Genomic DNA, 22,408 nt, shown 5'->3' with positions numbered 1-22,408 from the left:
GGAGAGAGCGACCATGAAACACAAGCCCCTGCGCGATCAGGTTCTCGTCGTCACGGGCGCCTCCAGCGGGATCGGCCTCGCCACCGCGCGGATGGCGGTCGCCCGGGGTGCCCGAGTCGTCCTGGCCGCCCGCAGCGGCGATGTGCTCGATCGGCTGGTCCGCGAACTCGGGAGCGGCACCGTCGCGGTCGTTGCCGATGTCGGCGAGCGCGCGCAGGTCGAGGCCGTGGCCGATGCGGCGATCGCAGCCTTCGGCGGCTTCGACACCTGGGTGAACGTCGCCGGGCTGACCGTCTACGGCCCCCTGCGCGCCATCACGCAGGAGGACCACGAGCGCCTGATCCGCACCAATTTCTGGGGCACCGTCCACGGCTCGCTGGTGGCCGCCGAGCATCTGCGGGCGCGGGGCGGCGCGCTCATCAATGTCGGCAGCGTCGCCTCCGACCTCGCCTTCCCCTATCAGGGGCTCTACGCCGCCTCGAAACACGCGGTGAAGGGGTTTACCGATACCCTACGGATGGAGCTGATCGCCGAGAAGGCGCCGGTGTCGGTGACGCTGGTGAAGCCCGCCTCGATCGACACGCCGCTCCCGGCCCGGGCCCGCAACTACATGGACCGCGAGCCGAAACTGCCGCCGCCGGTCTATCCGCCGGAGGAGGTCGCGAACGCGATCCTGCACGCCGCCGTCCATCCGCAGCGGGACATCTTCGTCGGCGGCGGCGGTAAGCTGTTCGTCGCCGGCAAGGAGTTCGCGCCAGGCGCCTACGACGAACTCGCGCCCGCGATCATCGCGATGCAGAAGCGCGACGGCGCACCGCGGGAGCCCGACGGCGCCTTGCACACGCCGCGCAAGGCCGGGCGCGAACGGGGCGACCATCCCGGCTACGTCCAGCGCACCAGCGCCTACACCCGGGCGAGCCTGCACCCGCTGGCCTCGTCGGCCCTCGGGATCGGCGTCGCGGCGACTGTCGCCGCCTTCGCGATGGGGCGGCGGCGGTCCTGACGCCGGCTACGGCTGGAAGAACTTCAGGTCGAGGGCCGAGAGCGCCAGGAGCGGCGGCGGCATGACCACGCCCGCGGCCCGCATGGAGCGGGCGGCGGCACGGCAGGCCGCCTGATCGTTGGCGGACACGGCCGCCTCGATCCGCTCGACCGTAGCCGGATCCGGCTTCGGGCCGGGCGCCGGCGTTCCCGGAGCGGGCGGCACCTTCGCCTCGGCATTGGCCCGAACCCTAGGATCGGTCGCCGGGTTGGCCGAGGCCGGCGCCGGCTTGGCGTCCACCTTGGCCTCGGCCGGCTTGCCGTCGGGCGTCTTGGCCTCCGGGGCCTTGGTCTCGGGCGCTTTGGTCTCGGGCGCTTTGGCGTCCGATTTCGGGCCGGCCTCGGTGGCCGTTCCGCTGAGGCCGGAAGTCTTCTGCGGACCGCCTCCGTCGGACGGCTGGCCGCCCTCGGTCTTGCCGGACGGATTCGACACCGCAGTCGCCTGCGATTGGGGCGTCGTGGCCGCCTGCTTGGCCGGTTCCGGCTGCTTCACGAAGGCGAGAAGATCCTGGCAGAGATTGGCTGGTTTGCCCGGCGCCGGAGGCGCGGGCGCCTCCTGGGCCGCGGCACGGCCGGCGCAGAGGGCGGAAGCCGCAAGGCTCATGGCCAGCAGGCAGGCGATGGGTTTGGGCGTCATGGGGCTCGCTCCCTTGAGGGTTCCGGTCCGAGGGCGACTCACGAGCGCTTGGGGGCCGAACCGGCGCCTTCGGCCTTGCCATGCGGCTCGGCGTTGAACTCGTCCGGCCGCGGATCGCCGTTCCAGCGCGGGCCGACGAGGTTGGTGCCGGGCTCGGACACCCGGGCCCCGGAGGTCGCGAAGGCCTGATAGGCGAACCTCTGGTTGCTGGTGAGCGCGAACATCGCCAGCACCGCGAGGGCGATGGCGGCGATCACGGCGGCGGCGAAGGCTTTCATGACGGTCCGTTCCGAGAGGGGGAGGCGGGCGGCTCAAACCAGGGCGAAGCCCGGCCCGCGCCGGCTCCGCCGCCTGACATCGCTCACTCGGCCGGAGCCGGGTGACCCTTGGCCGGTCGGTTCAACTGCGGCCCGCTGGCGGTGCGCGCCTGCTCCTGCTCGACCCAGAGGTCGTGGTGGGCCCGCGCCCAGGCGAGGTCGACCTTGCCGCTGCCCATGGCGTCGTAGGCGCCCTCCATGCCGAGCGTGCCGATATAGATGTGGGCCAGGATGCCGGCGATGAAGACGATGCCGATCACCGAGTGGATGACCTGCATCAACTGCATCCCGTTGATGTCGGCGAGCGCGAAGGGGAACAGCATCATGAGGCCGGTGACGCTCATGGCGGCGCCGAAGCCCGCGACCATCCAGAAGACACCCTTCTGGCCGGCGTTGAAGCGGCCCGCATGGGGATGACCCTTGCCGATAAAGCCGCCGCCGGCCTTGATCCAGGCCCAGTCGATCTTGTTGGGGATGTTGTCCCGCACCCAGACCACGAACATGAACGCCACGCCGAGCATGAACGGCCATGCGAGATAGACGTGGCTGTACTTCGCCCATTGGGCGATGGCGCCGAAGGCCTCCGGCCCGATCAACGGCATCAGCAGGCGCTTGCCGAAGATGTAGTTCAGCCCCGACAGCGACAGGACGATGAAGCAGGTCGCCGTCATCCAGTGGGTGAAGCGCTCGAAGGCATTGAAACGCAGGATCTTTTTGCCGGATTCCTGGCTGTGCTCCATCAAGATCCGGCCGCGGAACAGGAAGAACACGCCGAGCGCCGCGACCATGCCGAGGATGGCGAGCGCGCCGATCCAGGGCAGCCAGCCCTCGCGGAATTCGCGATACTCGCGACCTTGCGGCTGGATCAGGTAGGCCGACTTGCCGTCGGGGATCGAGACGCGGCCGGTGATCGTGTCTTTCTGCTTGAACAGAAATTCCTCGTTCACCGAATCCGCCGTCGGCCGCGCGCCCATCGGGTTCACGCCGTCGGCCTGGATCGGGTTCTGCGCGAAGGCGGGCGCGAGGGCGCCCGGGCCCGCGAGCATCGCCGCGACGAGGAGGGTGCTGAAGAGGGTCGTTGCCCGCCGCATCGGCTTGTCCTTCCAGGCGTTTCTCGGTTGGGTGCCGCGGGCGGGAAAAGGCCCGCGGCACCGGATCAGATCGCGACGGTCTCGCGGTAGGCTGTCTTCCAGCCCCAGGCGCCGGAGCCGTAGCCGCGCTTGATCACCCGCTGCTTGTAGATCTCGGCGATCATCTCGCCGTCGCCTGCGAGCAGCGCCTTGGTCGAGCACATCTCGGCACAGAGCGGCAGCTTGCCTTCCGCCAGGCGGTTCGAGCCGTATTTCTCGTACTCGGCGGTCGAAAAGTCGGCTTCCGGGCCGCCGGAGCAGTAGGTACACTTGTCCATCTTGCCGCGCGAACCGAAATTGCCGACGCGCGGATATTGCGGTGCGCCGAACGGGCAGGCGTAGAAGCAGTAGCCGCAGCCGATGCAGATGTCCTTGGAGTGCAGCACCACGGCATCCGCCGTGGTGTAGAAGCAGTTCACCGGGCACACCGCCGCGCAGGGCGCGTCGGTGCAGTGCATGCAGGCCATCGAGACCGAGCGCTCGCCGGGCTTGCCGTCGTTCAGGGTCACGACGCGGCGGCGGTTGATGCCCCAGGGCACCTCGTGCTCGTTCTTGCAGGCGGTGACGCAGGCGTTGCACTCGATGCAGCGGTCCGCGTCGCAGAGGAACTTCATGCGGGCCATGGTTCAGGTCGCTCCTCTCACGCCGCCTTGATCTGGCACAGGGTGCACTTCGTTTCCTGCATGCCCGTCACAGGATCGAAGCCGTAGGTCGTCACGGTGTTCACGCTCTCGCCGAGCACCACCGGGTCGGTGCCCTTCGGGTAGTAGTCGCGCATGTCCTTGCCCTGGTACCACCCGGAGAAGTGGAAGGGCATGAAGGCCACGCCCTTGCCGACGCGGTCGGTCACCAGCGCCTTCACCCGGGTCTTGGCGGAGTTCTCGGGGCCGTAGACCCAGACGAACTGGCCGTCCTTGATCCCGCGATCGGCCGCGTCACCCGTGTTGATCTCGACGAACATGTCCTGCTGCAGTTCGGCGAGCCACGGGTTCGAGCGGGTCTCCTCGCCGCCGCCCTCGTATTCGACGAGGCGGCCCGACGTGAGGATGATCGGGAATTCCTTGGCGATCCCCTTGTCGACCACCGCCTTCTGGACGGTGAGGCCGATATTCGGAACGCGCAGCTGCCGCTCGTCGGGGCGCGTCGGATACTTCGCCACGAGGTCGGGCCGGGGCGAGTAGATCGGCTCGCGGTGGACCGGCACCGGGTCGGGCAGGTTCCAGGCATTGGCCCGGGCCTTGCCGTTGCCGAAGGGCGAGACGCCGTGCTCCAGGCAGACCCGCTGGATGCCGCCCGAGAGGTCGGTCGCCCAACTCACCGTATCGGGCTTCTCAGCCCCGATCTTGAGGATCGTGGCCAGCTCCTCCGGGGTCAGATCGCGGTCCCAGCCGAGCTTCTTGAACACCCCGAAGGTGAATTCCGGATAGCCGTCGGTCAGGTCCGAGCCCTTCGAGAAGGAATCCTCGGCGAGCAGGGTCTGGCCGTTGCGCTCGGTGCCGAACCGGGCCCGGAAGGTGCCGCCGCCGTCCTTCACGTGGAGGTTGGTGTTGTAGAGGATCGCGGAGCCCGGGTGGCGGATCTCGGGCTTGCCCCAGCAGGGCCAGGGCAGGCCGTAATAATCGCCGCCGACCTCCGGATCGTCCTTGGGCGCGCGCAGGGTGATCAGGTCGAACTTGTGCTGATTGCGCATATGCGCCTTCAGGCGCTCGGGCGACTGCCCGCAATAGCCCGTCGACCAGCCGCCACGGTTGATCTCCCGGAGGATGTCCTCGGCGTCCGGCACGCCGTCGACGACCTTGATGTTCTTGCAGAGCTTGTCGCCGAAGCCGAGCTTCTGCGCGAAGCGGTACAGCACCTCGTAGTCGTTCTTCGACTCGAAGGCCGGCGGCACGATCTGCTCGCCCCACTGGATCGAGCGGTTCGAGGCCGTGCGCGAGCCGTCCATCTCCAGCGAGGTGCAGATCGGCAGGAGGTAGGTGTTGTCCTGCCGGGCATCGAGCGCCGCGAAGGTGGTCGGGTGCGGGTCGGCGACGACCAAAAGTTCCAGCTTGTTCATGCCCTCGATCGCCTCGGGCATGCGGGTGACGGTGTTGCCGCCATGGCCGAACACCATGAAGGCCTTGATCGGGCTCCTCTGGTCGATCTGCTCGGCCGGCAGGTTCACGGCATCGAACCAGCGGGTCGAGGTGATGCCGGGCGCCTCCATGTTCTCCTTGCGACTGCGGGCCTTGCGGCCGGCGGAGGCCGGGACCTCGTCGAAGCGCGATTGCAGCCACTCGTAGGGCACGTCCCAGACGCGGGCCCAATGCCGCCATCCGCCCTCGACGAGGCCGTAGTAGAGCGGCAGGGTCGTCACATCGAGGCCGAGATCGGTCGCGCCCTGCACGTTGGTGTGGCCGCGGAAGATGTTGGCGCCGGTGCCCGGCTTGCCGACATTGCCGGTGGCCAGGCACAGGATGCACAGCGCACGCACGTTGGCAGTGCCGACGGTGTGCTGGGTCGCGCCCATGCACCAGATCAGGGTCGCGGGCTTCTCCTTGGCGAACTTCTCCGCGACGCGCTTGAGCTGCTCGCCGGGCACGCCTGAGACGCGCTCGACCTCATCGGGCGTCCACTTGGCGACTTCCTTGCGCACATCGTCCATGGCGTAGACGCGCTGCGCAATGAACGCCTTGTCCTCCCAGCCATTCTGGAAGATGTGCCAGAGGATGCCCCACACCACCGGAATGTCGGTGCCGGAGCGGATGCGCACGTATTCGGTGGCGTGCGCCGCCGTGCGGGTGAAGCGCGGATCGATGACGATCATGTTCGCGCGGTTGATCTCCTTGCCCGACAGCACGTGCTGGAGCGAGACCGGATGCGCCTCGGCCGGATTGCCGCCGAGGATGATCATCGTCTTGGCGTTGCGGATGTCGTTGTAGGAATTCGTCTGGGCGCCGTAACCCCAGGTATTGGCCACGCCCGCCACCGTGGTCGAGTGGCAGATGCGAGCCTGATGGTCGATCGAGTTCGTGCCCCACAGCGCCGCGAACTTGCGCATGAGGTAGGAAGCCTCGTTGGTGAACTTGGCCGAGCCGAGCCAGTAGACCGAATCCGCGCCGTTCTTTTCGCGGATCGCCATCAGCTTGTCGCCGATCTCCTCGTAGGCCTGATCCCACGAGATGCGCTTCCACTGCCCGCCCTCGAGCTTCATCGGATATTTGAGGCGGCGGTCGGAGGAAACGAGCTCGCGGATCGCCGCGCCCTTGGCGCAGTGGGTGCCGCGGTTGATCGGGCTCGCATAGGACGGTTCCTGGCCGACCCAGACGCCGTTGACGACCTCGGCCGTCACCGTGCAGCCCACCGAGCAGTGGGTGCAGATGTTCTTCTTGACGATGGTGTCCGGTCCGACCGCGGAGGAGCCCGCGGCCTGGGCCTTGCGCACCGCGCCGAGCTGGATCGTCCCGGCGGCGGCCAGCGCCCCGGCCGTGAGCCCGGAGCGACGCAGGAAGGCGCGCCGGTCGAGGACGCCCGCCGCGAGGCCCGCGGCCACGGCCTGGTGCTTGGTGCGAGCCGCTTCGCCGCTTTTGCGCTTGATCAGCATGGCCGCCTCACTTCGTGCCGGTGGACGCCGGGTCCATGTTCTTCTTCAGGGTCTCGTAGCCGTTGGTGCGGTAGAACGCCTTGACGTGGTCGCTCTCGCGGTACCGGGCCTTGGTCTCGTCGTTGCCCGGGTCGTAGGCCTGCGCCTCGGTCGCGCCCATCGGCGAGGCAACCGCCGCCGCGGCGGCGACCGTGCCGCCGCCGAGCGCCCGAAAGAATTGACGACGACCGAGAGGCTTCGCGTCCTGTCGCATTGTCCCGTCTCCTCCAGCGGCGGCTCCCCCTGGGGTGAACCGTCCGCGCTGACCTTCGTTGCGCCCCTCTCGCCGGAGGCGGGTGATGTGCGGGCCGTCAGCCGTCCATGGCGAAGGCTTCGGCCTCGATCTCGATGAAGACACGGCCGAGAGCGCCGACCGCGCGGTAGAACGGGGCCGCCGTCGCCCGCTCCAGATCGGCGAAGAGGCGGCCCGCCCAGGGCTCGATGTGCCGGGCGAAGAAATGGGCCTGCCGCTCGGGCTCCGCCGCGAACCGCCCGGCGGCGAGCCCGGCCATGACCTCCAAGAGGATGGCGAGGTGATCCTCCGGCTCGCTCATCGCCTCGCCCCGCTCCAGGCCGAGCGCGGACAGGTCTTCCCGCACCCGGGCGAGCGGGCGCTCGTTGAGGAAGCCGGTCAGGTAATAGGAGGCGTAAGGGAGAAGCTCGCCGCGCCCGACGCCGACGAACAGTGCGAAGAACTCGCGCTCGACCGCCTGCGCCGAGGTTTCGGCCGCGACCCGGCGGAGATCGGCGATCCGTGTCCCGAGCACGCCGTCGCCGCCTTCGAGACCGGCGAGGGCATCGAGCAACGTCGCGTCCGGCGCACGCCCGAGGAGGGTCGCCAGCAGGTCGTATTGCCGGGCGCGCAGCAGGTCGATGTCCTCGACCGCGGGACCGCGTCCGGACACCTCGTTCTCGGGAAGTGCCAGCACCGACGCCACCGAACCCATGCTCCTCCGGGGCCCTCACCCGGACCGCTTGTTTGGACCGATAATAAAAAGCGTTCCAAGTGGCGGCAATCGAATTTTGCATAAATTACGAGGGCATCGCACCGCCGTGACGCCGCAGGCGTGGCCGTGGAGGGGATGGCTCGACCAACGCTGCGGCCGCCGGCGCTCTCGACCGATCGGGAAGCTGTTCCGGCTCCGGCGTCGGGGCCGGATCCGCGCTTTCGGCCATTGTCCGGGCGGGCTCCGACGCGGCGGGATCGGCTTCGGGCGGCGAGGCCTCATTCGGCGAGTCGGTCGGCTCCACACCGGCCGCGGGCGTCTCGGTCCGGGCCGGATCGCGGAACAATCGCCCGAGCATCGCCTGCACGTCGTCGCTCGGCAGCAGCGGGCCGAATCCCGGCACTCCGCCCGGGGTGTTCCAGTCATAGGCGTATTCGCACGCCTCGCTGACGAAATCGCGGATCGCGGGATCGAGCGACCACATCCGGCGCAGGGCCGCGTTGCGGAGGGGCGACGGGATTCCGGCCCGGAGGAAGGGCGTGAGGTCGCTCTGCGGCGTCAGCGCGTCGAGGTCCGGCAATTCCTCGAGATGACGTGCGATCTCCTCGCTTGTTTCCTGGCCCGGCTCCGCCTCCGCGGCGCCCTCCCCGGCGCGCGCGCCCGAGGCCGGGATCGGCGCCTCAGTGGTGTCCGGAAGGAGGTCGGGCCCGACGGCGGCGGGCTCGATCGGCAGGCGCTCGGCGTCGCGCACCGCCTCCTTGCGGCGGGCCCAGCGGGCGAGAAACCCGTCGCTCATTCGCCCCTCCCGCCTTCGCCGGGCACCCGGCGGGCGAGCGCCTCCGGATCCGCCCGGTCGCGTTTGCGCTTCTCGAACCGGCGCTCGATGTGGAAGGCCTCGAAGAAGGCCAGCAGCTTCGCCTGGATCTCGGGGGGCATCGGCACGGCCTCGACGATCTCGCCGATGCCCTCCGCCATGGCCTCGCCCTCGTAGGGATCGGCGGTGACGCTCGCGATCGCGTAGCTGTCGTCGCCGTTGGCCCGCAGGGACACCCAGAGGGAGGGGCGGCCCGAGACGAGGTTGTCGCGATAATGCGCCGTCTCGGCGAGGTGCAGCGAGACCTCGTAGGCGCCCGCATAGAAGGTCGCCTCCTCCTCGGTCTCGGTGAGCGGCGTCCAGGCCGGCGTCGCCGCCGCCGCCGGCAGGGCCGCCACCGGCAGCCAGGCATGGGTCGCCCAGGGCCCCTTCAGGCGCCGCCGCGCGACGATGATGCCGACTTCGAAACGATCCTCCGGGCTCATGGCGATCCTCACGCGACGGTCCGGTCGGCGGCCAGGGGCAATCCGACGACGAGGTTGTGGGGCTTGAGTGTCACGGTCTTCTCCGGACTCATGCCGAGGAGCAGGTAGACCGGCCGGTCGCCGACCCGCGAATCGACGTGGGTCGGATCGGCGAAGGCCAGGGAGAACACCGCGATCAAGCGCTCGCGGGCGGCGGGCGTCATCGTCTCGCCGCGCCACAAGGCGTTGCCGAGCCGCGTGCCCTCGGCGTCGAGCCCGACGAACCAGCGCCAGTCCGGATCTTCCAGCCCGTCGACGGGCGTCACCCGGATCACGATGTGGAGCAGGTGGTGCAGATAGGCCTCGATGGCGCGGGCGAGCCCGGCCCGGGCCTTCGCCCCGGAGAGGTTGAGCGCCATGGTGAAGGCGTCGGAGCGGCTCCAATAGGTCCAGGCGTTCTCGTCGTTGAGCACGTCGAGTTCGCTCGCCGCCTCCTTGCCGAGCATGGTCACCAGCGGCGAGAGCGGCGCGGAGCCTTCCCGCGCCTCGATCACCTCCGCATCGGCGAGCAGCACCGCCCCCTCGTGCAGGCTGACCCGCTGGGGGCGGAAGAAGAGTTCGGCGGCGCGAAGCACGTGAGGGTCGTCGCAGCCGTCGAGGGCGTTGCGCAGGATCAGGTGGCAGAGCTGGTTCAGGAACAGCCCCGGGACGCCCTGCAGGCCGCCCCGCACCAGGGCGAGATAGGCGGCTTCGACCGAACGGGCGGCCAGCAGCCGGTCTCGGAAGGCGAGCATCACCTCCCAGTTCTCCCGGGCATCCGCGTCGGCGATGGCGTCGAGGTCGGCCCGCGCGACGGCGCGGCGCGGGTCGGCGAGCAGGGTGGCGTGCAGGGCCCGCTCGGCCGCGCAGGCGTCCTCGGGCGGCACCAGTTCGGGCCGGGCCAGATAGGCCAGGATGAGCTCGTCCGTCACCGCGAGCCCGCCGCCTTCGGTGCGCTGCGTCAGATGGTGGCCGCTGGACACCCAGAACTCGGTCATTGTCTCATTGTCCCGGAGAACCGCCGACCAGTCCGACGAGGTCCGCCCTCTCCTCCGGCCCGTCGTCGGTCTCCACGAAGTGGAAGGCGCGGGCGTGCAGCGGGTCGGCACCCGGTGCCCTTGGGTGAAGCGTGCGGAAGCTCTCGCGGATTTCGCCCCCCTCCGCCGTGCGGTGCATCGCCACGACGCTGCCGACGGGAAGGTGGCACAGCGAGGCCGCCACTGCGATCTCCTCCTCGGCCGCGCCGCGGGCCGCCGCGAGATCGGGCGCGCCGAAGCGCTCCAGGATGTGGCGGCTCAGCGCCGCGACCGCCGCCTCGCGCTCGGCCTCGCTCGCCTCGCTGACCACGACGAGGGTCGAGAAGCCCAGCGAGGTGACGCCGACGAAGCCCGAGCGGAAGGCCGCCCGCTCCTTGCCCGAGAGACCGGCCGGGTCGGCGTCGAAGAACAGGAACGCGCCCGTCACCGCCCATTCGCCGGGCTCGGCGGCCTGCGCGAAGACGAAGGTGTCGGACGGGTCGAGCCGCAGGGTGCGCGGCAGGCGCAGGGCGCTCACAGCCGCACCGTCCCGTTCGCGGGATCGTGCCAGGACGGTGCGGCGTGTGTCGGTGGCAGGGGCCAGCGCTCGGTGCGGCCCTCGGCACGGATCCACTGCAACGTGCCCTCAGCACCGATCCCCGTCGCCTGCGCCCCGGGGGGCAGCGCGAGGCGGGCGAGGACATGCCCCGCCAGCCGCGCGAACCCGTCCTCGCTCCAGACCTCGAAGGCCTTGGTCAAATGGCGGGCGAAGCTCTCGACGAGGGGACCGCGCAGGTCGGGCGGAAATCCTTCCTCGTCCAGGGCGGTCGAATCCGGCGTCAGTCCCGGATCGCCCGCGTGCCGCTTCGAGGCGATCAGCGCGCCGGAGAAGACGAGCCAGTCCGGCACCGCGGTCTCGCCGCATCCCTCGGGTGCACCGAGCCGGCCGCCGCCGAGGCGGGCGCCATTGAAGTGCAGCGTGTCGGGCCACAGGATCGTCACCGGGATCTCCGGGGGGCCGAAGCCGCCGACCGCCTCGGCCAGGGCCCACATCCCGGCAAACAGCGCCCGGCGGGCGCCGGCGAGCGGCTCCTCCGGGGCGAGGACCACGGCGACGTCGATCACGGCCTCCCGCCCACCCAGAATCAGGGTGCCGGCCTCCGCGCCGGCCTCGGCCAGGCGGCATGCCTCGGCATGGGCGTCCAAGGCGGGCGAGACCAGGAGGCCGGTAAACGCCGGGGGAAGGACGAGGCCCGCAGGGCGGGTCTCCGGAGACGCGGTCATCGGTGCGACCATCGGGATGTCGGGGCTGCGGGACGTGACGGCCTGCGCGCCTGCGCCGGTTCGTAGTTTGGAACGATACGCGTATAAGAAATTCAGACCCCGCCGCGAAGGGGCCGCCCCGCCAACAGGAATCCGCGTCCCCGTGTCCGATCGTCTCGTGTTCGCCTGCTCCTGCGAGAAGACGATGCCGCTCGACCGAGCGGCCCTGGAGAAGGGCTGCGGCGGCAGCCTCGTCACCGCCGACCAGCTCTGCGGACGCGAACTCGACCGGTTCCGCGCCGCCCTCGCCGAAGGACGGCCCGTCACCGTCTCCTGCACGCTCCAGGCGCCCCTGTTCGACGAGATCGCGGACGAGGTCGGCGCCGAGGAGCGCGTCGCCTATGCCAAGATCCGCGAGACCGCGGGCTGGTCGTCGGAGGCCGCGCGCTCGGGCCCGAAGATGGCGGCGCTGCTCGCCGCCGCCGCCGAGCCCGTGCCGACGGCCGGCACGGTGCTGATGGAGAGCCGCGGCGTCGCCCTGATCTATGGCCGCGACGAGACCGCTTTGGCGGTGGCCAAGCGCTTGGCCGACCATCTCGACGTGACGGTGCTGCTCTCCCGACCCAGCGCGATTCCCCCGCCTCACCGCAACGATTTCCCGATCCTGAAGGGCACGATCCGCGCCGCGACGGGCCATCTCGGCGCCTTCGCCCTGCGCATCGACGACTATGCCCTGCCGGCGCCCTCTTCCCGCACGCAGCTCGATTTCGGCGCGTCCCGCGACGGCGCGACCTCGACCTGCGACCTCGTGATCGATCTCACCGGCGGCCCCCCGCTCTTTCCGGCGCACGCCCTTCGTAGCGGCTACCTTCGGGCGGACCCGCGCGATCCGGCCGCGGTGGAGCAGGTGGTGACGGACGCCTCCCACCTCGTCGGCGAGTACGACAAGACCCGCTTCGTCGCGTTCCACGCCCAGCTCTGTGCCCATTCCCGCTCGGGCATCACCGGCTGCACCCGCTGCCTCGACGTCTGCCCGACCGGCGCGATCGCGCCCGCGGGCGACAGCGTGGCGATCGATCCCTACATCTGCGCCGGCTGCGGCAGCTGCGCCGCGGTCTGTCCCACCGGCGCTGCCGCCTACGCCCTGCCCCCCGCCGATGCGCTGATGCGGCGCCTGCGGGTGTTGATGCGGGCCTATCGGGCGGCGGGCGGAGAGCGGGCCGTGGTGCTGTTCCACGACGGCGCGCACGGCGAGCCGCTGATCGACGCCCTCGGCCGGGACGGCGACGGCCTGCCGGCGCAGGTTCTGCCGGTGCGGGTCAACGAGGTGACGCAGCTCGGCCCCGAAGTGTTCGCGGCCCTGTTCGCCTACGGCGCGGCGGGCATCCGGCTGCTCGCCCGGGCGCGCCCGCAGCACGATCTCGCCAGCCTGCACCGTACGCTGGCCCTCGCCGACACCCTCGCCGCCGCGCTCGGCTACGGGCCCGATCTCGTGCGCCTGATCGAGACCGACGATCCCGATGCTTTGGCCGCCGCGCTCCGCGACCCTCCGAACGGCCGCGTCGCGGTCGCGCCCGCCGGCTTCGTGCCGGACGGGGGCAAGCGCGAGATGCTGCGCCTCGCCTTCCGCGAGATGCACGCCGCCGCCCCGGCGCCGGTGGCGTCCGTGCCGCTCGCGGCCGGCGCGCCGTTCGGTGGGCTCGGGTTCCGCACGGAGGCCTGCACCCTCTGCCTCGCCTGCGTCGGCGCCTGCCCGACGCACGCCCTGTCCGACAGCGCCGAGAAGCCGCTCCTCGCCTTCGAGGAGAGCCTCTGCGTGCAGTGCGGCTTGTGCGCGGCGACCTGCCCGGAGGACGTCATCACGCTGAGCCCGCAGCTCGACTTCGCCGCCTGGGCCGCGCCGCGCCGGATCGTCAAGGAGGAGGAGCCCTTCGCCTGCATCAGCTGCGCGAAGCCCTTCGGCACCCGCTCCACCATCGAGCGGGTGATGGACAAGTTGCGCGACCGCCACTGGATGTTCACCGGAGAGGCCGGTGAGTCCCGCCTTCGCTCGCTGATGATGTGCGACGATTGCCGCGTCGAAGCCGCCCTGAACCAGGGCTTCGATCCGCATGCCGGTCCCGAGCGCGCCAAGCCGCGCACGAGCGAGGATTACTTCCGCGAACGCGGGAATGGACCTCTGCAGAGCTGAGGCCCCGCGCGTATCTTCGTCCGAGCGCCCCTCGTCGGGCATCTGAGTGACGCGGGCGTCCGTCCCCCGCGCCTCGCTTGCGTCGGGAAAAGACCGCGCCGTTACGGCAATGCGGTCGCTTTCTCGAGAAACCGCATCAGCGCCGCGCGGTCCTCGGCGCTGTTGATGGTCTGCTCGGGCATGCGCGTCCCGGGCGTGTAGCGGGACGGGCCGATCTCGAACAGGCGGGCCACCGTCTCGGGTGTCCAGACGATGTCCATCCGCTTCAAGGCGTCGGAGTAGCGGTAATCCGGCAGGCTGCCGATGCGGCGGCCGAACAGGCCGGCGAGCGTCGGGCCGGCGCGGGGGCCTTCCTCCGCCGTCAGCGCATGGCAGGCCACGCAGGCGCGGAACACCTCGGCGCCGCGCTCGCCGTGGAAGGCCGCCAGGGAATCGGCGGGCCGCGGCATGGCCAGCGGGCCGATCGGCTCACCGGTCGCCGCGTTCCAGCGCCGCACGAGGCGGTCCCCGCCGCCGGTGATCAATTCCTGCCCGTCCGGGCGCCATGCCACCGACCAGACCGGCAAGCCAGGGCCGACCAGGGTGTAGCTCACTCGCCCACTCGCCCGCTCGATCACCGAGACCGTGCCGCCCGCTCCCGCCGCGGCGAGCCGGCGCCCGTCCGGCGCAAGCGCCAGCGCGATGACGGGCGAGGGCCCGAGTTCGACGGCCGTGCGGATCGCGCCGTCCGCGTTGAGGAACCGCACCGTCGCATCGGCGCCGGCAGCGGCGATCTCGCCATCCGCGGCGATCGCGAGGGTGCTCAGCGCGCTCGGCAGGGTGGCCGTCGCGACGGGATCGCCCGCCGCCGACCAGATCCGCACCGTCGCATCCGCCCCCCCGGTGACCGGGCGCCCGTCCGGCAGGAAGGCCACGGCATTGACGTTGCCCTGATGGCCCGCGAGCACCCGCGCCGGCCCGGATCCGAGAGGCCAGAGGCGGGCGGTGCCGTCCCAGGCAGCGGAGGCCAGGGTTGCGCCGTCGGGGGAGACCGCGAGCGCCGCGACCGGCCCGGCATGGCCCTCCAGCACCCGCTCGGGCTCCGGCAGGCCGAGCCGCCACAGGGCGATGCGCCCGTCCTCGGAGGCGGTGGCGAAGCGCCCGTCCGGCAGGGCGGCGACGGCGTTCACGGCCCCGTCATGGGCGCGCAGGACCGAGAGCGCCGCTCCGGTGTCGAGCCCCCAGAGGATGGCGGCCTGATCGAACCCGCCGGAAATCGCGAGGCGCCCGTCGCCGGTCACCGCCAGGGCCCGGACCGGCCCGCCATGACCGCGCATCTGCGCCGAGGCAGGGCCCGCAAGGAGCAGGAGGGCGGCAAGGCCGAGGATCGGGAGGCGTCGGGACATGACGGACCGGAGCAGGAACGGCGCGGACCATAGCCGAGGGCCCGGCGCCCTGTCTGTGCGACACAGGCGGGCGGGGCGACGCAGGCGGGCGGCCCGGCCGGTCGCCACGACGGGGCCGCTCGCGTTCCGAGAGGCCCCTGAATCTTGAATAACGTCGGGGGATGGCGCATCGCTCTCGGCCGATGACGGCCTTTGGCAGACGCTCCCCCGTCCCGACGCATCGCCGGGCCGGCCCATGACCCGGACGGCCTCCGCGGCGCTGACGCCGCTCGCCGAGGCGCGGGCGCTTCTGCTGTCGCTCGCCGCGCCTTTGCGGCCTGAAACCGCTAGGATCGCCGACGCCCTCGGCTGCATCTGCGCCGTGCCGGTGACCGCTCCGGGTCCGCATCCGTCCCGGCCGACGACCCTGCGCGACGGCTATGCGGTGGAGGCGGCCTCGATCGGCGGTGCGTCACCCTACTCCCCGCTGCGCCTGCCCCAGGCGCCCGACTGGGTCGAGGCCGGGGAGGCCCTGCCCCCCGGCACCGATGCGGTGTTGCCGCCGGAGGGCCTCGAAGGGCGCGACGCGGTGGCCGATCTCGCCCCGCGGGAGGGCGTGCGGGCGCCGGGCGAGGATTTTCAGGCCGGCGATGGCTTGATCCGGCCCGGCGAACGGATCGGCCCGCTCCATCTCCTGGCCTTGGCCGCCTGCGGCGTCGCCACCGTGGCGGTGCGCCGCCCGCGGATCGCGCTCATCGTGACGGGCGGGCCCGAGCTCGATGCCCTGTCCCCGGTCCTCGCCGCCCTCGTGGCACGGCAGGGCGGCGTGGCCGAAACCGTGACGGTGCCCGACGAGCCGGGCGCCCTCGTCGACGCCCTTCGCGGCAGCCCGGCCGACACGATCCTGGTGATCGGGGGGACCGGGTTCGGGCGCACCGATCACAGCGCCGCCGGGCTCGCCGGGGCCGGCCGGCTCCTCGTCCACGGCATCGCCCTGCGCCCCGGCGAGACCGCCGGCCTCGGCGAGGCGGGCGGACGTCCCGTGCTGCTCCTGCCGGGCCGTCCCGAGGCGGCTCTGGCCGTTTATCTGGCGCTCGGCCAACCGCTCGTCGCGGCGCTCTCGGGGGCCACCCCTTCGCCCGCGATCCGCGCGACGCTGGCCCGGAAGGTCGCCTCGGGCATCGGCCTGAGCGAAATCGTGTATCTGCGCCGCGTCCCGGGGGGCGTCGAGCCCCTCGGCGCGGTCGATCTGCCGCTGCGCCGGCTGTGCGAGGCCGAGGCGGCCCTGCTGGTTCCGCCGGATTGCGAAGGCTATCCGGAGGGGAAAGAGGTCGAGGTTCTGGATCTGTGAGTGACGGGAGCGACTTCACCCGGCGCCTCGCGGCAGCGTCCCGCCAGGAGCAATTCCTGACGGTGATGAGCCGGGAGGAGGCTCTGGCCATCTTCCGGGCCGCGGTGCCGCATGTGGCCCTGCCGGCCGAGTCCGTGCCGCTCGCCGCGTCCTTGGGGCGGGTGCTGGCCTGCGATCTCGCCTCGCCGATCGACGTGCCGCCCTTCGACCGGGCGCTCGTTGACGGCTTCGCCCTGCGCGCCGCCGACACCGAGGGGGCTGGCCCGGCGAGCCCCTGCCGCCTCGCCCTCAACCGCGAGATCCTGGCCTGCGGCGTCGCCCCGGCGCTCGCCGTCGGGCCCGGCACGGCTACTCCGGTCGCCACCGGCGGGGTGATCCCCCGCGGGGCCGACGCGGTGGTGATGGTGGAGCAGACGGAATTCGACGAGGGACGTCTCGCCATCGAGGTCCTCCAGCCGGTCCGGCCGGGCCAGTTCATCGGCTACGCCGGTGCCGACATGGCCCTGGGCGAGACCGTGTTGCGCAAGGGCCTCCGGATCACCGCCCGCGAGATCGGGATGCTGGCGGCCTGCGGGCTCGCCCTGGTGCCGGTGGTGCGTCGCCCCCGGGTCGCGGTTCTCTCGACGGGCGACGAGTTGACCGAGCCCGGCGCGCCTCTGGCGCCCGGCGCGATCTACGACTCGAACGGGGCGATCGTCGCCGCCGCGGTCACGGAGAATGGCGGCGAGGCGGTGGCCCTCGGGATCGTGCGTGACGACGAGACCGCCCTGGAGGCGGCCCTGCATGGGGCGATGACCGGCCACGACCTCGTCGTCCTGTCGGGGGGCACGTCGAAGGGCGCGGGTGACGTGTCCCACCGCATCCTTCACCGTCTCGGGGCGCCCGGCATCCTGGTTCACGGCGTGGCCCTGAAGCCCGGTAAGCCGCTCTGTCTCGCGGTGGCCCAGGATACGCCCGTGGTGGTGCTGCCGGGCTTCCCGACCTCGGCGATGTTCACCTTCCACGAATTCGTCCTGCCGCTGGTGCGCGCCCTCGGCGGTCTGCCGCCGCGGGAGGAGGAGGCGGTGAGTGCCGTCGTGCCGCAGCGCGTCCCGTCCGAACTCGGCCGCACCGAGTTCGTGATGGCCTCCCTGGCCCGCGGACCGGCGGGGCCGGTGGCCCTGCCGCTGGCGAAGGGCTCGGGCTCCGTCACCGCTTTCTCCCAGGCCGACGGCTTCTTCGCGATCCCCGCCGCCCGCTCCGGGCTGGAGGCGGGCGAGGCGGTCTCGGTGATGCGCCTCGGCCAGGGCGTGCGGGCGCCGGACCTGACCCTTGTCGGCAGCCACTGCGTCGGGCTCGACCGGCTGGTCGGGCTGCTCGCGGAGCGGGGCTTTTCCGCCCGCACCGTCTGGGTGGGGTCGGCCGGCGGGCTCGCGGCGCTGCGCCGGGGCGAGTGCGATCTCGCCGCCATGCACCTGCTCGATCCCGAGACCGGCCGCTACAACGCGCCGCTCCTCGCTCCGAATATGCGCCTGGCCCCCGGCTGGCGCCGCCTCCAGGGTGTGGTGTTCCGCCCCGGCGACGGGCGCTTCGAGGGCCGGAGCGCGCCGGAGGGCGTCGCCGCCGCCCTGGCGGATGCGGGGGCCGTCATGGTCAATCGCAACGCCGGCTCCGGCACCCGCCTCCTCGTCGACGGGCTCCTCGGCGGGGCCCGACCGGCCGGTTTCTGGAACCAGCCGCGCTCGCACAACGCCGTCGCGGCCGCGGTGGCGCAGGGCCGGGCCGATTGGGGCGTGGCCATCGCCAGCGTGGCGGCTCCCTACGGCCTCGGGTTCCTGCCGCTGACCGAAGAGCATTACGACTTCGCCTACACGGCGGGGACGGAGGCGCGGCCGGCTCTGGCCGCCTTCCTGGCCCTGCTCGGCGCGCCGGAGACCGCGGCGGCTCTGGGCGAACTCGGCTTCACACCGGCGGGAGACGCGGCATGAGCGGCCTCAAGGTCATCGGCCTCGCCGGCTGGAGTGGGGCGGGCAAGACCACGCTCCTGGCGCGGCTCATCCCGCTCCTGGTCGGCCGCGGCGTCCGGGTCGCGACCCTCAAACACGCCCATCACGGCTTCGACATCGACCATCCGGGCAAGGATTCCCACGTCCACCGCGAGGCGGGCGCCCGCGAGGTCATCGTCTCCTCGGCCCGGCGCTGGGCGCAGATCCGTGAGGTCGCCGACGGCGCCGAGGCGCGCCTGCCCGATCTGCTCCGGCGCCTGACGCCGGAGGGGATCGCCCTGGTCGAGGGCTTCAAGCGCGAGGCCCATCCCAAGCTCGAAGTGTTCCGTGCGGCCAATGGCCGGCCGCCGCTCCATCCGGACGATCCGCACATCGTCGGCATCGCCAGCGACGTGCCGTTCCCGGAGGCCGCGGTACCGGTGGTCGGGCTAGACGACGTCGCCGCCATCGCCGATCTGGTGCTCGCACGGGCACAGCCCCTGGACGCGGTGCTGACGCGCTTGGAACCCCGTCCGGAGCCCCGCTGATGGCCCAGCTCACCGATGATTGCTTCGCCTTCGGCGGCAAGCTTCTGCCGATCGAGGAGGCGCTGGCCCGCATCGGCGAGCGCTTCCCCGTGATCGCCGGGTCCGAGACCGTTCCCCTCCACGAGGCCGATGGCCGCGTCGCCGCCCAGGACGTTTATGCGGGGCACGACCTGCCGCCCTTCTGGAATTCGGCGGTCGACGGCTACGCGGTGCGTCACGCCGACCTTTCGGATGCGGCCGAGACCGTTCTGCCGGTGACCGGCCGCCTGCCCGCCGGCGCCGCCGCGCAGGCCCTGGGGCCGGGCGCCGCGATCCGCATCTTCACCGGCGCCCCGATGCCGACCGGCGCCGACACGGTGTTCATGCAGGAGGACGTGCGTCTGGAGGCTGGGCGCGTCGCCCTGCCCCGGGGGCTCAAGCTCGGCGCCAACGCCCGGCCGGCCGGCGAGGATCTGGCGCGGGGGGCGCTGGCGATCCCCGGCGGGCGGCGCCTGCGCCCGCAGGACCTCGCCCTGGCCGCCGCGACCGGCCATGCCCGCCTTCTCGTGCGGCGGCGCCTCAGGGTGGCGCTGTTCTCGACCGGCAACGAGCTGGCCGAGCCCGGCGCGCCGCTTCCGGCCGGCGCGATCCACGATTCCAACCGGGTGCTGCTCGCCTCTCTGCTGCGGCGCCTCGGCTGCACGGTGCACGATCTCGGCATCCTGCGCGACGATCCCGCCACCCTGGGCCACCACCTCGCCGAGGCGGCCCGGGACCACGACCTGATCCTGACCTCCGGCGGCGTCTCCACGGGCGAGGAGGACCACGTCAAGGCGGCGGTCGAGCGCCTGGGGCGGCTCGTGCTGTGGCGCCTCGCGATCAAGCCCGGTCGGCCGGTCGCCGCCGGGTTGGTGGCCGGTACGCCCTTCATCGGCCTGCCGGGCAACCCGGTGGCGGTCTACGTGACCCTGCTCTTCGTCGTGCGCCCGCTCCTCGCCCGCCTCGGCGGGGCCCTCTACGAGCCGCCCCTCACCTTCCCGGTCCGGGCGGGCTTCCCCTATCGGAAGAAGCAGGGACGCCGGGAATTCGTCCGGGTCACCCTCGAGGCCGGCGCCGAGGGTCGGGAAGCCCGAAAGTTTTCCCGGGACGGGGCGGGCGTGCTGACCTCACTGACCGGCAGCGACGGCCTCGTGGAACTGCCCGACGACATGACCAACGTCGCACCGGGGGACATTCTGGCGTTCCACCCTCACGCGCTCCTCTGGTGAGCGCTCGCCTCCCGCGGTGGGGCGTAGCCCGAGGCCGTCTCGGCCCGCCGGGCGAGGAGTGCCCGCAGGGGCGCCAGCCGCTCCGGCGGAAGGGCGGCGCGGACGGCGAGGTAATAGGTTTCCCAGCCGAGCGGCCGGTAGTCGAGGGCGAAGCGCTCGGCGACCGCGCGGGTGCCCATGCCGACATCCGCGGCGCCCGTGGCGATGAGCGCCGCCACCGCCTGATGGGTGAATTCCTCGGTCTGATGCCCGACGATGGTCTCGAGGAGCGTCCCCGCCTCCTGGCAGAGCCGCTCGAACCAGATGCGCGTCCCGGCGCCGTGCTGCCGGTTGACGAACCGGGCCTTGCGGGCGGCGATGTCGGCGATCCCGCCGAGACGCAGCGGATTGCCGGGGGCGAGCATCAACCCCTGCTCCCGGCGAAACAGCGGCAGCACCGCGAGGTCGGGATCGCGGAACACCGTGTCGAAGGGCGGCGGGGGCGCCCCGTCGGCGCCGAAATGGAAGCCCGCCGCATCGACCGCGCCGCCCCGCAGGCGCGCCAGCGCATCGAGGCTTCCGGCGATCCCGAGGTCGAACTCCCGGCGCGTCTCGAGGGCCTCGAGAAGGAGCGGGTCGTGGCTCGCCGCGAGGCGGATGCGGGCGGCGGCGGGCTCCAGCAAGCGCTGCAAGCCCTCCGACAGGGCCATCTCCTCCGCGGCGAAGGCCGGCCCGAGCCGAACCTGCGAGGCCTTGAGCAGGGCGAGCAGGTCCCGCCCCAGGGGGGTGAGCGCGCTGCCATGTCCCTTCGTCTTCAGCGCCGCCGCGCGGCCGAGGGCGTGTTCGAGCGCGGCGAGCTGGCCCCAGGCCGAGCGGTAGGAAACGCCGAGTTCCGAGGCTGCGCCCTGGAGCGAGCCGGTCCGGTCCAGGGCCTCCAGCAGCGTAAGGGTGGGCATGAGGGCGATCTCGGCCCGGCCGAGGCCGGCGCGCCCGTCCAGCCGCAGGCTGACCCTCATATGCAACGCCTTTCCTATTGATCTTCCATCTACCCGCGTAGCATCCGGCATGTCGAGGCGCAGCTCCGGGCGCCGGCTCCGGCGATGATCGAGACGCTTCACGAGACGTTTGACCGCCTGTGGACGCTGGACCGCGACGTTGTCGCGATCGCGGCCCTCTCCCTGCGCGTCAGTCTCACGGCCGTGAGCATCGGCCTGCTCCTGGGCATCCCGCTCGGAGCTCTCGTGGCCGTCGCCCGGTTCCCCGGCCGGGGCGTCCTCGTCGCCGCACTGAACGCCTTCATGGGCCTGCCGCCCGTCATCGTCGGGCTGCTGCTCTACCTGCTCCTGTCGCGTTCGGGTCCGCTCGGGCCGCTCGGCCTCCTGTTCACCCCCGGGGCGATGGTGGCGGCCCAGGCGGTGCTCGCGACGCCCCTCGTCGCCGCCCTGTCCCGGCAGGTGGTGGCCGATGCCGAGGCGCATCTCGGCGAGCAGCTGCGCTCGCTGCGCCTCTCGGCCCCGCGCCGGGCGATGGTGCTGATCTACGACGTCCGCTTCTCCCTGGTGACGGCCGCGCTCGCCGCCTTCGGCCGGGCGATCTCGGAGATCGGCGCGGTGCTGGTGGTCGGCGGCAATATCGACGGCCACACCCGCACCATGACGACCGCGATCTCGCTGGAGACGCAGAAGGGCGACCTCAGCCTCGCTTTGGCTTTGGGCGTGGTCCTGATGGGCCTCGTCGTCGCCGTGAACGCCGCGGCGGCGTTGCTGCGCGGCCACGCCGCGAGGGCCTACGGGTGAGCCGGGACCGGCCGGACCCCGACATCGCCATCCGCCTCGACGGCGTGAGCCTCGCGCTCGGCGGCCGGCCGATCCTGGACCGGCTCACCTTCGACGTGCCCGCCCGCGGGATCACCGCGCTGATCGGGCCCAACGGCGCTGGCAAGAGCGTGAGCCTGCGGGTGATCGACGGCCTGCTGCGGCCTGCATCCGGCACCCTTGCGGTGCAGCCCGGCCGCTCCGCCCTCGTCTTCCAGCGCCCCGCGCTGGTGCGGGCGAGCGCGGCCGCCAACCTCGCCCTGGCCTTGGCGCCGCTGAAGCTGTCCCGCCGGGCGCGGGCCGAGCGGGTCGCCGCCGCCCTCGACCACGTCGGCCTGGCGAGCCGGGCCGGGGACGCCGCGACGCGCCTTTCCGGCGGCGAGCAGCAGCGTTTGGCGCTGGCCCGGGCCTGGGCCCTGCGCCCCACACTTCTCCTCCTCGACGAGCCGACCGCGAGCCTCGACCCGGCCGCGACCGAGATCGTGGAAGGCCTCGTCGCCGGGATGGCGCGGGAGGGCACGGCAATCCTCCTCGTCTCCCACAATCTCGGGCAGGTCGCCCGGCTTGCCGAGACGGTGATCGTGCTGGCCGGGGGGCGGGCCGTCGAGCAGGGCCCGACCCGAACCGTCCTCTTCTCACCCCGAACGCCCGAAGCGCGGG

Annotated in this window: 22 protein-coding genes; 8 read left to right on the top strand and 14 right to left on the bottom strand. The window is 72.2% G+C overall.

Annotated elements, in window-relative coordinates:
* Positions 1 to 13 precede the first annotated feature (13 nt).
* Entirely contained in the window at positions 14 to 1,003 is a 990-nt protein-coding gene (locus LW587_RS15560) for an SDR family oxidoreductase (RefSeq protein WP_232630500.1), read from the top strand.
* A 6-nt stretch (positions 1,004 to 1,009) separates the two neighbouring features.
* Here the strand turns inward: LW587_RS15560 and LW587_RS15555 are convergent, their stop codons facing one another.
* The 12 genes from LW587_RS15555 to LW587_RS15500 all read right to left on the bottom strand — a co-directional run bounded on the left by LW587_RS15555 (position 1,010) and on the right by LW587_RS15500 (position 11,323).
* Positions 1,010 to 1,678 (bottom strand): hypothetical protein, encoded by a 669-nt coding sequence (locus LW587_RS15555; RefSeq protein WP_232630499.1) that lies wholly within the window; start codon positions 1,676 to 1,678, stop codon positions 1,010 to 1,012.
* Positions 1,679 to 1,716: 38 nt separating this feature from the next.
* On the bottom strand, positions 1,717 to 1,956 hold the full coding sequence (locus LW587_RS15550; protein WP_232630498.1) for a hypothetical protein: 240 nt from the start codon (positions 1,954 to 1,956) through the stop codon (positions 1,717 to 1,719).
* 83 nt (positions 1,957 to 2,039) lie between these two features.
* Entirely contained in the window at positions 2,040 to 3,086 is a 1,047-nt protein-coding gene (locus tag LW587_RS15545; RefSeq protein ID WP_232630497.1) for a formate dehydrogenase subunit gamma, read from the bottom strand.
* A gap of 65 nt (positions 3,087 to 3,151) precedes the next feature.
* On the bottom strand, positions 3,152 to 3,748 hold the full coding sequence (gene fdh3B, locus LW587_RS15540) for a formate dehydrogenase FDH3 subunit beta (RefSeq protein ID WP_108938525.1): 597 nt from the start codon (positions 3,746 to 3,748) through the stop codon (positions 3,152 to 3,154).
* Between the two features lie 17 nt (positions 3,749 to 3,765).
* Entirely contained in the window at positions 3,766 to 6,708 is a 2,943-nt protein-coding gene (locus tag LW587_RS15535) for a formate dehydrogenase subunit alpha (RefSeq protein WP_232630496.1), read from the bottom strand.
* A 7-nt stretch (positions 6,709 to 6,715) separates the two neighbouring features.
* Positions 6,716 to 6,961, bottom strand: a complete 246-nt coding sequence (locus tag LW587_RS15530) for a formate dehydrogenase (protein WP_232630495.1) — start codon at positions 6,959 to 6,961, stop codon at positions 6,716 to 6,718.
* A gap of 97 nt (positions 6,962 to 7,058) precedes the next feature.
* Entirely contained in the window at positions 7,059 to 7,694 is a 636-nt protein-coding gene (locus tag LW587_RS15525; protein ID WP_232630494.1) for a TorD/DmsD family molecular chaperone, read from the bottom strand.
* 85 nt (positions 7,695 to 7,779) lie between these two features.
* Positions 7,780 to 8,490 (bottom strand): DUF3306 domain-containing protein, encoded by a 711-nt coding sequence (locus tag LW587_RS15520; RefSeq protein WP_232630493.1) that lies wholly within the window; start codon positions 8,488 to 8,490, stop codon positions 7,780 to 7,782.
* Positions 8,487 to 8,993, bottom strand: coding sequence for a DUF3305 domain-containing protein (locus LW587_RS15515; RefSeq protein WP_232630492.1), 507 nt, complete (start codon positions 8,991 to 8,993; stop codon positions 8,487 to 8,489). The genes LW587_RS15520 and LW587_RS15515 overlap by 4 nt, the downstream gene beginning before the upstream one ends.
* Positions 8,994 to 9,001: 8 nt before the next feature.
* Complete coding sequence (locus tag LW587_RS15510; protein WP_232630491.1) at positions 9,002 to 10,009, bottom strand: DUF6352 family protein; 1,008 nt, start codon at positions 10,007 to 10,009, stop codon at positions 9,002 to 9,004.
* Positions 10,010 to 10,013: 4 nt separating this feature from the next.
* Complete coding sequence (locus LW587_RS15505; RefSeq protein ID WP_232630490.1) at positions 10,014 to 10,565, bottom strand: DUF6505 family protein; 552 nt, start codon at positions 10,563 to 10,565, stop codon at positions 10,014 to 10,016.
* Positions 10,562 to 11,323 carry a biotin/lipoate--protein ligase family protein gene (locus LW587_RS15500; protein ID WP_232630489.1) on the bottom strand — a complete coding sequence of 254 codons (762 nt, stop codon included), beginning with the start codon at positions 11,321 to 11,323 and terminating at the stop codon, positions 10,562 to 10,564. Before LW587_RS15500 ends, LW587_RS15505 begins: the two co-directional genes overlap by 4 nt.
* A 172-nt stretch (positions 11,324 to 11,495) precedes the next feature.
* Between LW587_RS15500 and LW587_RS15495 the strand changes: the two genes are divergently transcribed.
* Complete coding sequence (locus LW587_RS15495; protein ID WP_232630520.1) at positions 11,496 to 13,481, top strand: 4Fe-4S binding protein; 1,986 nt, start codon at positions 11,496 to 11,498, stop codon at positions 13,479 to 13,481.
* 101 nt (positions 13,482 to 13,582) lie between these two features.
* On the opposite strand, the gene LW587_RS15490 is transcribed toward LW587_RS15495, so the two are convergent.
* Complete coding sequence (locus LW587_RS15490) at positions 13,583 to 14,866, bottom strand: c-type cytochrome (protein ID WP_232630488.1); 1,284 nt, start codon at positions 14,864 to 14,866, stop codon at positions 13,583 to 13,585.
* Between the two features lie 235 nt (positions 14,867 to 15,101).
* On the opposite strand from LW587_RS15490, the gene LW587_RS15485 reads away from it, so the two are divergent.
* Genes LW587_RS15485 through LW587_RS15470 form a run of 4 tightly spaced genes read left to right on the top strand, consistent with a single transcriptional unit; the run spans position 15,102 to position 19,955 of the window.
* A complete protein-coding gene (locus LW587_RS15485) occupies positions 15,102 to 16,196 on the top strand; it encodes a molybdopterin-binding protein (RefSeq protein WP_232630487.1) in 1,095 nt (364 codons plus the stop codon).
* Positions 16,193 to 18,163: a molybdopterin biosynthesis protein gene (locus LW587_RS15480; protein WP_232630486.1), complete on the top strand. Its 1,971-nt coding sequence runs from the start codon at positions 16,193 to 16,195 to the stop codon at positions 18,161 to 18,163. The genes LW587_RS15485 and LW587_RS15480 overlap by 4 nt, the downstream gene beginning before the upstream one ends.
* Positions 18,160 to 18,708, top strand: coding sequence for a molybdopterin-guanine dinucleotide biosynthesis protein B (gene mobB, locus LW587_RS15475; protein ID WP_232630485.1), 549 nt, complete (start codon positions 18,160 to 18,162; stop codon positions 18,706 to 18,708). Before LW587_RS15480 ends, mobB begins: the two co-directional genes overlap by 4 nt.
* Positions 18,708 to 19,955, top strand: a complete 1,248-nt coding sequence (locus LW587_RS15470) for a molybdopterin molybdotransferase MoeA (RefSeq protein ID WP_232630484.1) — start codon at positions 18,708 to 18,710, stop codon at positions 19,953 to 19,955. The genes mobB and LW587_RS15470 overlap by 1 nt, the downstream gene beginning before the upstream one ends.
* Here the strand turns inward: LW587_RS15470 and LW587_RS15465 are convergent.
* Positions 19,937 to 20,950: a substrate-binding domain-containing protein gene (locus tag LW587_RS15465; protein ID WP_232630483.1), complete on the bottom strand. Its 1,014-nt coding sequence runs from the start codon at positions 20,948 to 20,950 to the stop codon at positions 19,937 to 19,939. The genes LW587_RS15470 and LW587_RS15465 overlap by 19 nt on opposite strands.
* A gap of 84 nt (positions 20,951 to 21,034) precedes the next feature.
* On the opposite strand from LW587_RS15465, the gene LW587_RS15460 reads away from it, so the two are divergent.
* Together LW587_RS15460 and LW587_RS15455 are read left to right on the top strand one after the other, a co-directional pair.
* A complete protein-coding gene (locus tag LW587_RS15460; protein WP_232630482.1) occupies positions 21,035 to 21,730 on the top strand; it encodes an ABC transporter permease in 696 nt (231 codons plus the stop codon).
* Positions 21,727 to 22,408 (top strand): ATP-binding cassette domain-containing protein (locus LW587_RS15455; RefSeq protein ID WP_232630481.1); only part of this gene is annotated, 682 nt, incomplete at its 3' end. The genes LW587_RS15460 and LW587_RS15455, both read left to right, overlap by 4 nt.

The organism is Methylobacterium sp. Leaf118 (assembly GCF_920984675.1).
GTDB lineage: Bacteria > Pseudomonadota > Alphaproteobacteria > Rhizobiales > Beijerinckiaceae > Methylobacterium.
This window is presented reverse-complemented; position numbering and strand designations above follow the sequence as displayed.